This window comes from Mycobacterium lehmannii, assembly GCF_002245535.1.
Lineage (GTDB): Bacteria > Actinomycetota > Actinomycetes > Mycobacteriales > Mycobacteriaceae > Mycobacterium > Mycobacterium lehmannii.
In genome coordinates this window covers 1-12,917 of record NZ_NKCN01000048.1, presented here as the reverse complement: position 1 = coordinate 12,917, position 12,917 = coordinate 1, and the positions used below count along the sequence as shown (strand labels likewise).

The following is a 12,917-nucleotide window of genomic DNA, read 5'->3' as shown; positions in this document are numbered from 1 at the left end:
AGATGTGTATAGAGACAGAGGCGGCGGCGGGGCGAACGGAGCGGCCGGCGGGGCGGGCTCGTGCCCGGCCATCATCACCACCGGCGCGGGTGGGGCACCCGGGACCATCGGCTGCTCAGGCGGCACCGGCAGGAACATGTGATTGGTGAACTGGTCCTGGTAGGCGCCGCCGCCCCCGATCTTCACGCCGCCGCCCTCACCGGACGAGACGGGAGTGCCGTCGGGCAGGGTGGCCGCGGTGTGGCCGCTGTTCCAGCCGACCACCAGGGCACCGGGCTGGGTGCCGTACTGGAAACCGCGCTCGAGCAGGGCGCTCTCGATGTTTCCCGTGTTGAACCGGTCGCCGTACACGGGCCGACCGGTCGCTGCATTCGTCACCCAAGACACCAGGCCCGAGCAGTCCGTACCGGCAGGCGAGTCGCCGCCGGTGACGTACGGCGTGCCGGACACCTGGTTTACAAGCGTCAAAAGCGTGGCAATAGCAAACACGCGGTCGGACGCTACAAGTTTCCGGAGAGTGCCACCAAATTCTGTGATGGCCTTCACAGCCTGTGGTTTCTATTACCTACTTCACGAATAGCATTGCAGAGTCACCCTTTTGGCGTTGGATTAGCAACGTCGAATACCACCGGTTGAATTTGACCGTGCAGCAATCGAATTGCCACTGCGCTGCCGCATCACGGCCTGAATCACGTTGGAATCCAGTCGATCTGCCGTGCACCGCGAGGGTCGCGGCGAAAGCTCAGCCGAGCGCCAGCAGCAACGGAACCGTCTGTTCAGCGAAGGTGAGCGACCCGTGGTGCCCGATCAGCGACGATTCCAGCGGTTCGGTGGTGCGCCGCACGATCGCCGCGGTGTCGCGGGCGGCGGCCACTATATCGCCGATGCGGGGCCGGACCTCGTCGCTGACCTGGGGTCCGAACCACCCGGCCTCGATGGCTTGCTCCCTGGAAAGCACCCACGCACGCTCACCCAGCACGGCCCGCCAGGCGTCGAGCACATCGCCGTGGGAACCGTCCTCTATATAGACGTGCCGGGCGCGCGCCTCTCCGGCGACGGCCTCGACGCCGTCATGCAGCGCCGGGGTGGCGTCGACATCGACCGTGTCGCCAGGGGAGACCTCGACCATGCCGTGGTCGGCCACCACGGCCAGCAGACCGCCCGGCGGCAACGCCTCGACCACCGATTCGATGAGCGTGTCGATCTGCCGCAGCTGCATGCGCCATTGCGCCGACCCCGGGCCGTACAGGTGGCCCAGCATGTCGAGCTCAGCGTGGTACCCGTAGCAGAATCCGCCGTCGGAGAGCGTGGTCTGCACCGCCGCCGCGAGATCGCCGAGCGCGTGAACACCGACGTAGCGTCCGCCGCGGAGCACGGCACGGGTGAGCCCGGAGCCGGTGAACTCGGCACCGGAGATGACGCTGACGGCGACGCCCGCCGAGGTGGCCCGCTCGAAGGTGGTGGCCAGTGGCTGCATCTGTTCAGGAATGACGGTGCCGCGAAGGTCCTGGCCCCAAGGGTGCGGGCGCCAGCGCAGCGCGTTGATGACGCCGGCGTCCGGCACTCGGAACGAGTAGCCGACGAACCCGTGCTCGCCGGAGCGGCGGCCGGTGCCGACCGCCGCCAACCCCGCAGCGGTGGTCGACGGGAAGCCGACCGTCAACGTCTTGCCCCGAAGCGACGCCATTGCGGGCGCATCGGCGGCGTACCGGTCGAGAAGTTCGGCGCCCAGCCCGTCGATCAACAGGACACAGGCCCCGCCGAGGTCAGCGGGGAGCCCGAGGGAGTTCGCGAAACCGGGCGCACCGATCGCCGACAGCACCGACGGCACCACGTCGGCCAGGTGTGGCAGGTCCGGATCCGGCGTGGGCAGGTCCACGAGGCGAGCCTGCCACACCTCGAATGAGACTCACCGGACCTCAGTTCGTTGACAGCGCAAAGACCCAGCTCCAGGGGTCCTTTACCGGTTCTTGACCGCTTGTTGAATCGGCCCTCAGATGATCGGGATGTGATTACGCTCCAAGAGGTGGAACTGGGGGTTCTAGGACCTCTGCAGGTCCGGCAGTATGGGCTGCCGGTCACTATCCCGGGCGCCAAACCCCGGGCCATTCTCACCATGCTCGGCCTGTACGGCGGTTCGGTCGTGTCGGCCGCCGCCCTTGTCGAGTTGTTGTGGGGGGATGACCCGCCGCGGACCGCCGTCAAGGCGTTACAGACCCACATCTCCGCCCTGCGTCGCGCCCTCGGCGACGGATTCGTGGTGACCCAGGGTGCGGGCTGGACCGTAAGCACCACCGAGATCGATGCCACCCGGTACAAGTCCGCCGCGAAACTGGGCCGCGAAGCGATCGCCACCGGGGACGCCAGCGAGGCGGTGGCCCGGTTCGACGAGGCGCTGACGCTTTGGCGCGGTATGCCCGAGCTGCCCGATGGCCGGCGCGGTGCATCCGAGAAGACGCGCTGGATCGAAGGTCATGCCGCCCTGGTGGAGGATCGGGCGGACGCGCTGCTTGCGACGGGTCGGGCCGCGGAGATCATCGGCGAGCTCGAGGCCGCGGTCGCCGACGCGCCACTGCGCGAGCGACGTTGGGGTCACTTGATGCTCGCCCTCTACCGCGCGGGCAGGCAGGGTGAAGCCCTGGGCGCGTATCGGCGGGTGCGGGCGCTGCTTGCCGACGAGCTGGGCGTCGACCCGGGACCGGACCTTCGCCGGCTCGAGGCCGCGATCGTCGCGCAGGATGTATCACTGGAACTTCCAGTGGCGCATCACCATTCGGCAGTGACGCGTGCGGTGACCTTCCTGCTCACCGACATCGAAGGCTCGACCGCAGCGTGGGAGGCCGACGCGGACGCCATGGCGGTGGCGCTGGCCCGACACGACGAGATCGTCGAGCAGGTGGTCACGTTCCGCGCAGGACGGCTGATCAAGACGCGCGGCGAGGGTGATGCGACGTTCTCGGTGTTCGATCGGCCGTCGGCGGCCGCTGCGGCGGCGATCGAGTTGCAGGAAGCGATCCGTCACGAGCCGTGGGCGCTGGCCCAGCCGATGCGCATCCGGGTCGCGCTGCACACCGGTGAGGTCGAGTTTCGCGATGGGGACTACTTCGGTCGGGCGGTCAACCGGGCCGCCCGCCTGCGGTCACTGGGCATCGGCGGCCAGATCCTGTGCTCGGGCGCGACGGCCGAACTGGTCATCGACACCCTTTCCGACGATGTGGTGCTGGCCGATCTGGGGATGCGCCACCTCAAGAACCTGGCGCGCCCCGAGCATGTCTTCGAACTCCGGTTGGAGACCGCCGGCGACACCCGCGCTACCACAACCGATGCGCCGATGGAGCGGCCCGACTTGCCCGCGGTGCTGGCAGGCCCTGGGCCGTTCGTCGGGCGTAACCATGAACTCGAGCGGTTGCTGGCGGCCTGGCAGACCACGCTCGCGGCGGGCACCCGCGCAGTGCTGATCGCCGGTGAACCGGGCGTGGGCAAGACGCGGCTGGCCGGCGAATGGTCCCGGCAGGCCTACGAGCAAGGCGCCGTCGTGCTGTACGGCCGCAGCGACGAGGACATGGGGGTGCCCTACCAACCGTTCGCCGAGGCACTGCGGTCGCTGGTGGGCTGCCTGGGTACCAACCGGTTGCGCGCCTTGCGCGGCGTCGAGGCCCTGCTGTCCTTGGTTCCCGGGCTGACCGACGTGCTGCCCGATCTGGCGGCGCCACCGCGCGCGGACGCGGACACCGAACGCTACGCACTGTTCGACGCCGTCGTCGGGCTGCTGGGAATCGCATCGGCGAGCGCACCGGTCGTCCTGATACTTGATGACCTGCACTGGGCGGCTAAGCCGACCCTGCTTTTGTTGCGCCACCTATTGCGCTTCGGGGAGCAGGCGCGCGTGCAGATCGTCGGCACGTACCGCAGCACCGACCTGGACCGCTCGCATCCGCTTGCGGCGATGCTGGCCGATCTTCACCGCAGTGCTGGTTCTGGTTCGGCCGATCGTCTTGCGCTGGGCGGTCTCGACGAGGACGACGTCACCGCATACGTCGCCGAAGCCGGCTACGACGACGAAGAACTGGCGCGGGCGTTGGCGTCGGTCACCGGTGGCAATCCGTTCTTCCTCATCGAGGCGCTGCGTCACGTCGACGAGAGCGGTGGCCACTGGGACCCGAGCACGCTGCCGCAAGGGGTTCGAGAAGCCGTTAGCCGCAGGCTGTCTCGACTCCCCGCAGAGACGAACAAGGCCCTCGCCGCTGCTGCAGTGGTCGGCAGCCGGTTCGGTGTCGACTTCGTCGAGCGGGTGACCGAGCAGGATCTCATCGACGCCTTCGACGAAGCGTCCAAGGCGGGCATCCTCATCGAAGAACACGGTGGCTACTACCGGTTCAACCACGCGCTGGTCCGGCAGTCGCTGCTCACCGAACTGGCATCGGTGCGGCGGATGCGACTCCATCAACGGGTCGCGACAGCGCTTGAGGCCCAACCGGGCGCCGACGACGAATTGCTGGCCGAACTGGCTTACCACTATTTCGAGTGTGCGTGGGCGGGCAACGCGGCCAAGGCCGTTGAGTACTGCCGGCGTGCCGCCGATCAGGCGATGGCCCGCCTGGCCTACGAGGGTGCGGCGGACCTCTACGACAAGGCGCTGCACGCACTCGACGAACTCGACGAGGAGCTGCCCGACCGCGACGACCTGCAGGCGGAACTACTTGTCGCGCGCTGTGAGGCGCTGCTGGCCGCCGGGGACGTGGTGTCGGCCACCGGCGCCGTTTCGCAGTTGCAATCAGCCGCAGGCGATTCCCCTCGTCTCGCGGCCTGGGGCGCATGTTTCGATGGCCAGCTGTCGATGCTCACCAATCCCGAACGCTTGGATGATATCGAAACCGCAGTGGGCGCGGCCGCGGAAAGGCTGGCCGAACTTGACGACGCCGCGGGGGAGGCCAAGGCGCACACCGTCCGCGCCGCGTGTCTGGCGCGTCTCGGCCGCGTCGGCGATTGCGAAACCGCGTTGGACCATGCGCTGACCGCGGCGCGACAGGCGCGCGAACACCGCCGGGTGAATGCGGTGTTGGCGGGCGCGCCGCTTGCGGCGCTGTGGGGTCCCAACCCTGTACCCCGTGCGGGCGGGCGGTGTCTGGATGTGGTCCGCCTGCTGCGGATTACGACCGGGTCGCCAGTGGTGGAGGCGACGTCGACTCGCTGCCAGGGAGTGCTGGACGCGTTTCGCGGACGCGCGGCCGCAGGGCGTCAGCTGATCGACTCGGCCAGACGGACGCTCACCGAACTCGGCATGCGACACGCACTGCTCGAGGTCGAGCAGTTCGCGGGCATTGTCGAGCTGGTCGCCGACGATGCCGCGGCCGCCGAGCCGCACTTGCGACGGGCCTACAACGGTTTCCGCCGCATGGGCCTCGATGCCGACACGGCTGAGACCGCAGCTTTGTTGGCGCGGGCTTGTCTGGCGCTTGACCGGGACGCCGAAGCCGACGAATTGTGCGCGGTGGGTGAGCGTCTCGCCGGCCACGCGTTCAAGGCAGCGATCGCCTGGCGGACGGTTCGGGCGCAACTGCTCGCGCGGCGCGGTGACCACGACGAGGCCCGGCGAGTGGCCGAGGAAGCCGTCGCCGTTGCCGAGCGCACGGACGCGTTGGTCGATCACGGCGACGCGTGTCTAGCCTTGGCGACGGTTCTGGGCGCCGCCGGGGATGTCGCGGGTGCGCGAGCCGCCGCCGAGCGCGCCGTCGAACTGTATGAACGCAAAGGTGCCGCGGCACTTGCCGAGAAGGCGTGCAGCGTTCTCGGCGAAAGTATCCAGCCGGTTGCTTCGCTTGTACCAGAGATGCCGAATACCGAACTCGACAACGAATGCGTGCGAGCCGGCGAACGCGTCGTGGCCGCTATTGATCGCGAGGACTGGGACGAGTTCGAGCAGCTATTTGCGCCCGACGCCATTGTTGAGAGTCGCCGGAAGGTCGTCGGCTTTAGGCAGATCGACGTTCCATTGGGCGAGTGGCCACATATGAACAGGCGCATGCTCGAGACGGGCGCCACACGGGTCAGCCAAGTAATTATTGCCGTCCGTGGCGAACGCCTGGCGCTCACTCTGATAGCGGTGGGCACTGCCGACGTGAGCCCTGGGGCACCACAGGACGAATTTCTCCTGCTATACGGCATCGACCAGAACGGTCGAATCACGCTGCAGGTGTGGTTCGATGCCGACGACATCGACGCCGCGATCGCCGAACTCGACACTGCGTACGCCCGGCTCCAGGAACACCCGCGCGCGCCGCTGGAGAACGCCGCGAGTCGAGTCGCGGATCTGGAGTTCGCACTCATCGCGCAGGGACGCCCGGATGACGTCGGCGTGCTACTAGCCGACGACCACTACGATGAAGACCGGCGGCACGGGCTCCGTTGCGAGACCAACGGCCGTGCCGCTGCGATGAAAAACATCCGTGCGATGGCAGCCCTGGGCGCCAACATCACGAATACGCCACTTGCCCTGCGAGGTAATCGTCTCTGCCTCAGCCACCTACGGTTCGAAGAACCGACCAAGCGGCGCGCTGCGTTCTACGTGGAAACGCTGGAGCTCACCGAAGTCGACACCACCGGTGTGATGGCAGCCAGGATCGTGTTCGACCTCGACGACTTTGATACCGCCATCGCCGAACTCGATGCCCGGTACCTCGCCGGTGAAGCGGCCGAACACGCGAACACATGGTCAGTCGTCGCGGATGGCTACGCCGCGCTCAATAGGCGAGAGATTCCCCCAACATCTACAGACTTTGTGAACATCGACCACCGCCAGGGGACCGCGTTCGCGCCAGGCGAGCAGAATCCGTTCATTTGCGCCTCGTGGGAAGACACCCCGAACATCCGCATCTACATCGAGGCCGTACATCGGCTTACCGACATCGGAGCCGTCACTGCCAATGTGAGCCGTGGCACGTCGAAAGATGGCTTCGATGCCGAATGGCGGCAAATCAATCTGCTGACGGTGGCAGGTGACATCAACCGCTGCGAAATCTTCGACGAGGCAGACCTGGACGCAGCGCTGGCACGATTCGACGAACTTGATCGGCCAGTGCGGCAACTGGAGAACTCGGCAAGTCGAGCCGATGATCGGTTCAACGCGCTCTTCGCCGACAGACGTCTGGACGAGATCGGCGCGCTGTACGCCGCTGAAGTCCGGGCCGAGGACCGGCGCCGAGGTCTCCGGCGAGTGAGCAACGGCCGTGCCACGGAGATGGCCAACGTCCGAGCGATCGCCGACTTGGGCGTCGCCAAGATCACGCGCACGCCCGTGGCCTTGCGGGGCGATTGTCTCTGCCTCAACCGAGCACGATTCGAAGAGCACGACCGGGGGCCGGACCCATTCAGCGCTCAAACGCTGGAAATCACCGAAATCGACAGCGACGGGCTGATAGTCGCCAGGACTGGATTCGACCCCGACGACATCGATGCCGCCTTCGCCGAATTGGACGCCCGCTACCTCGCCGGCGAAGCAGCACCGTACGCGCAGACGTGGTCGGTGGTTACAAATGCTTATGCCGCGTTCAACCGCCGCGAGATTTCTGCGACAACTCCGGAGTGGGTGAGCATCGACCATCGGCGGGGCGCAGGTTTCGCGCCCGGCGACATGACTGTCTACCTCTCTGCGGCGTGGGAAGACTCACCGGACACCAGAATCTACATCGATACCGTGCATCGCCTGAGCGAGCTCGGCGCGGTTGTGACTCACGCAGCACGGGGAATCTCGCGAGCTGGTTTCGAGGCCGAATGGCGAGACATCAACTTGCTGACCGTGGATGGCGACCTGATCAACCGCAGCGAGCTGTTCGACGAGGACGACCTCGACACCGCGCTCGCCAGCTTCGAACAGCTGAATCGTCCAGTGCCTCAACTGGAGAACGCGGCAAGCCGCGCGTACCGACGTTTCGAGGCATACTTCGCGTCCCGTGATTGGGACGCCTTAGTCGGGATTGCGGCCAAAGACTACTCTGTCGACGATCGTCGGCGGACCGTGAATGCCGGCCTTCGACGAAGTGCGGGTGGCGACATCGAAGATTTGCGGGCCGCGGCCGGCGCCGGATTCGCCACCATCACCGCAGCCGTTATTGCGACGCGCGGCGACCGCCTCGCCCTCGCTGTCGCCCGTGCCAGCGCCTCAGGTGTCGACGAATCGGAAACCTTTCACGGCGATGCCATGAATCTGATCGAGGTCGACGCCGACGGGCGATTCGCGGCTGTCGTCGTATTCGACCTGGCTGACTTCAACTCCGCCATCGAGGAACTCGACGCTCGTTACCTCGCAGGTGAAGCGGCACCGTACGCGCGGATGTGGTCCGTCATCGCCTGCGGCTCTTCCGCTATCAACCGGCGCGAACTCCCCTCCATGACAACGGACGTCGTCAGTATCGACCACCGCCGGGGGCAGCATTCGCCCCGGGTGACATGTGGGCATACCTTCGCGTCGGGTGGGACCACGAGCAGGACTTGAGTTACTACATCGAGAGTGTGCATCGGCTGAGCAATCTCGGCGCGGTCACCACCGGTGTAGGGAAGTCGACGTCAGAGGGGGGCTTCGACGCCGAGTGGCGAACCGTCACTGTGCTCGTGTTCGAGGGCGACCTGATGAGCCGCTGCGAACTGTTCGACGAGACCGACCTGGACACCGCACTCGCGAGATTCGACGAGATCAGCCGTCCAACAGGGCATCTCGAAAACGCCGCAAGCCAAGCGGAGGCTAGGTTCTGGACGTATTTCGCCGCCCGCGACTGGGCCGCGATAGGGGAGAGGGTGGCCGACGACGTTTGCACGGACGATCGCCGTCGGGTCGTCAATGCCGGGCTCCGACAGGGTCGAGACGCCCTGATCGCCGAAGCCTCCGCAATCGCCGAGGTCGGGGTCAAGAACGTGACCTCAAGCGTCATCGCGACCCGTGGGAGGAATCTCGTCCTCAGTCGTGTCCGTTTGTCGGTGCACGATCAAGAGCCAGACATGCTTGTCATGGAGGTGCTCGTCGTCGTCGAGGTCAACTCGAACAATCAGTCGACGGCGCGCGTCCTGTTCGACCTCGACGACATCGATGCCGCCTTTGCGGAACTCGACGCCCGATACCTCGCCGGCGAGGCGGCCGCCTTTGCGCAGACATGGTCGGTCGTCGCGCAGACCTATACCGCGATCAACCGACATGAACTCCCACCGACCACACCGGACTGGGTGAACATTGACCACCGGCGGGGGGCAGCATTTTCGCCTGGTGAAATGACTGCCTACATCCGTGCTGCGTGGGACCTCGAGCAAGACAACAGCATTTGCATCGAGGCGGTGCATCTGCTGAACAACCTCGGAGCGGTCTTTACCCACGCGGCGCGTGGGACCTCACAAGAGGGCTTTGACGCCGAGTGGCGGGAGATCCACCTTCTGACGGTCGAGGGCAACTTGATCAGCCGCTGTGAATTCTTCGACGAGGCGGACCACGACGAGGCCCTTGCCCGCTTGGACGAGCTGAGCCGGGCCGCGTTGGGGCTAGAAAGCGAAGCAAGCCGGCTCTATGACCGCTTCAAGGCGTCTTTCGCGGTCCGCGACTGGCACGCAATAGCCGAGATGCTGGCCGACAATGTTGTGAGCGAGGACCGTCGCCGGGTAGTCAATACCGGCCTACGACGGGGCCGAGATGCGTTGATGGCCGAGTTCTTGGCGCTCGCCGACGTCGGGGTGGAGACCATCACGTCAGACGTCATTTCTACTCGCGGCGCGCACCTCGTCCTCAGTCGTATCCGATCCTCGGCGGGAGCTGGCGGGTTTTATGCATTCGTCCTCGACGTCATCGAGCTCGACGCCGACGAACGAGTCGTCGCACGGATTGTGTTCGACCAAGATGACATTGACGCTGCTGTCGCCGAGTTGGACACCCGCTACGCCGCAGGCGAAGCGGCACCGCACGCGGACACGTGGTCGGTCATCGCGAAGGCCTACGCCGCGCTCAACCGGCGAGAACTCCCAGCGACGACACCCCACTGGGTGAGCGTCGACCACCGTCACGCTACTGCGTTCGCGCCCGGCGACGGCAGCGCATACATCCGTGCAGCCTGGGAACTCACGCCGAATTTCTCCAGTCGCCTCGAGTGCGTGCATCGATTGAGCGACCTCGGGGCGGTTGTCACGCACACAGTGCATGGGACGTCGGAAGCTGGCTTTGACGCTGAGTGGCGGGAAATCAACCTTCTGACCGTCGAGGGCGATCTGATCAACCGTTGCGAGGTCTTCGACCACGATGACCTCGACGCTGCAATCGCAAGTTTCGACGAACTTGGCCGTCCGGCACCGCGTCTGGAGAACGTGGCGACCCTTGCGTCCGCGGCCCTCGATGCCGCTTTCGCCGTCCGCGATTGGCGCACCACCGCTGAGTTGTTCGCCGTGGACGTATCTGCAGAAGATCGCCGTCATGTCATCGGCGGCGGACCCCGCGCCGGTCGCGACGCAGAAATCGCGAACCTACGCGCGATGGCCGACCTCGGCGCGAAACACCTGGACTCAACCGTCCATGCCATTCGCGGCGAACGGCTTGCTCTCATCCGATCCCGTGCCCGGGAAGACGACGGGCGCGAAGTCTCCTGGCTCACTGTCCTCGAGACCAACCACGACGGTCGGATTTCAACTGTCATCGTTTTCGACCCAGACGATCTCGATGGCGCGCTCGTTGAACTCGACACTCGCTACCTCGGCGGAGAAGGAGCCCCCTACGGGGACACCTGGTCGGTCATCGCCAGTGCGTTCGAGGTGGTGAATCGGCGCGAGATCCCCGTGACGACGCCCAACTTCGTCGACGTGGACCATCGGCCGGTTGCAGGAATTGGACCGGGTGACTTGATGGCATACCTTCGTGCCGGATTCGAAGACATGGCGGACAACCGTTTGTACATTGAATCCGTTCATCGGCTGGCCGACCTGGGAGCAGTTGTCACCCATGTGGCGAGGGGGACCTCACGACAGGGGCTCGACGTCGAGTGGCGTCTAACCGATGTTCTTACGGTAAGAGGCGACCTGCTCAGCCGTTGTGAGATGTTTGACGACGCAGACCTCGATGCTGCACTCGCGAGATTCGACGAACTCAGTAGTCAGGCAACGCATCCGGAGAATGCGGCAAGCCGGGTGTACGAGCACATCAAGGCGTGCTTTGCGTTGCGCGACTGGAACGCGATAGCGGCGGTGCTGGCCGAAGATGTTCTCAGCGATGATCGTCGTCGGGTGGTGAATGCCGGTATCCGACGTGGACGCGATGCAGTGATCGGGGAAGTGGCGGCAATCGCCGCTGTAGGAGTTACGGCGCTTTGGTCAGCCGTCATTGCAACCCGTGGAGAGCGCCTTGTCGTGAGTCGTGGCCGCGCCTACCAAGGAGACACCCGACCTGACGCGTTTCGCAGCGACCTCATCGACGTCGTCGAGATCGACGCCGACGAGCGAGTCGTGGCACGCGTCATATTCGACTCCGACGACATCGATAATGCCTTCGCCGAACTCGACGCCCGATACCTGGCCGGCGAGGCGGCACCACACGCCCGAACATGGTCGGTCATTGCGCAGGGGTACGCCGCAGCCAATCGCGGCGAAGTCGCCGCCACGACGCCCGACATGGTGGACATCGACCACCGCCAACTCAAAATGATTGAGTCAGGCGGGTTAGTCCCTTACCTGCGCGAAACGCTCGACGAGCTCGCGAACATCAGCACATACCCGGAGGCTGTGCATCAGCTGACCGACCTCGGCGCCGTCGTAACTCATGTGGGCGCCGGAACCTCAAAAGAAGGGTTCGAAGCCGAGTGGCGGATGATCAACGTCATCATGGTCGACGGCGACGTGCTCAGCCGCACGGAGGTGTTCGACGAGGAGGACCTCTCTACCGCCCTAGCGACATTCGACGAACTCCACTGGTCAGCAAAGCAATTGAACAATGCGGCAAGCCGCGCCGGGGAGCGATTCACACGATGCTTCGCAAGTCGCGACTGGGATGCCCTGGCCGAGACCATCGCCGGCGACTTCACGCAGGACGATCGCCGTCGCATGGTGGGCGCAGGAGTCCGACACGGTCGAGATGCTGAAATCGAGGACCTTCGGACGATCTCCGACGTCGGACTCACGAATGCGACGTTCACCATTCTTGCGACCCGGGGGGAGCGACTCGTGCTCTCCCGAGCCAGTTTCTGGGGAGGGGATCCGCGATCGGATGGGGTGCACACCGACATGCTCAGGGTAGGCGAGGTCGACGCCAACGGCCGGATCACAGCAGCCGTTTCGTTCGACCCCGACGACATCGATTCCGCCTTCGCCGAACTCGACGCCCGTTACATCGCCGGCGAAGCGGCCGCCCACGCGGACACGTGGTCTGCGATCGCGAACGCCAACGCCGCGTTCAACCGGCGCGAGATGCCACCGACGACGCCGGCCTGGGTCAATGTCGACCACCGTCGGGGTGGGACGGCTTTTGCGCCCGGTGACCAGACGGCATACATGCGTGCGACGTGGGACGTCGCACCCCGCATCAGCAACCGCATCGTGGCCGCACATCGGTTGGGCGAGCTTGGAGCGGTTTTCACGCAGTTTGTTCAGGCAACTTCTCGCGAAGGCTTCAACGCCGAATGGCGAGATGTCGTCGTACTGACTGTCGACGGCGACATGATCAACCGCTGCGAGGTGTTCGACGAGGACGACCTCGACGCTGCGCTCGCGCGTTTCGACGAACTCGGCCGACCCGGTACGCCTGCCAGGCAGCGGCGCGACTCGCAGGTGGACGCATCTAGCTGTACTGACCACGGACGTTAGGTACGGCGTGGCGTGGTGACATAACGAAGACCTCCGAGTGAAGTGCGAGCTGCTGAAGAACGCACAACTCACTCTGGAGGTCTTCGTGTCCCACCGTAATG

Annotated in this window: 4 protein-coding genes; 2 read left to right on the top strand and 2 right to left on the bottom strand. The window is 65.6% G+C overall.

Annotated elements, in window-relative coordinates:
* Together CEX87_RS26400 and CEX87_RS26395 are read right to left on the bottom strand one after the other, a co-directional pair.
* Window positions 1–489 (bottom strand): NlpC/P60 family protein (locus CEX87_RS26400; RefSeq protein WP_142301133.1); only part of this gene is annotated, 489 nt, incomplete at its 3' end.
* Window positions 490–742: 253 nt separating this feature from the next.
* Entirely contained in the window at window positions 743–1,879 is a 1,137-nt protein-coding gene (locus CEX87_RS26395) for an alkaline phosphatase family protein (protein ID WP_094289814.1), read from the bottom strand.
* 147 nt (window positions 1,880–2,026) lie between these two features.
* On the opposite strand from CEX87_RS26395, the gene CEX87_RS28025 reads away from it, so the two are divergent.
* Complete coding sequence (locus CEX87_RS28025; protein ID WP_416171934.1) at window positions 2,027–8,491, top strand: BTAD domain-containing putative transcriptional regulator; 6,465 nt, start codon at window positions 2,027–2,029, stop codon at window positions 8,489–8,491.
* The gene (locus CEX87_RS28020; RefSeq protein ID WP_416171933.1) at window positions 8,488–12,816 is read left to right on the top strand and encodes a hypothetical protein; all 4,329 of its coding nucleotides are present in this window, start codon (window positions 8,488–8,490) and stop codon (window positions 12,814–12,816) included. The genes CEX87_RS28025 and CEX87_RS28020 overlap by 4 nt, the downstream gene beginning before the upstream one ends.
* Window positions 12,817–12,917 lie beyond the last annotated feature (101 nt).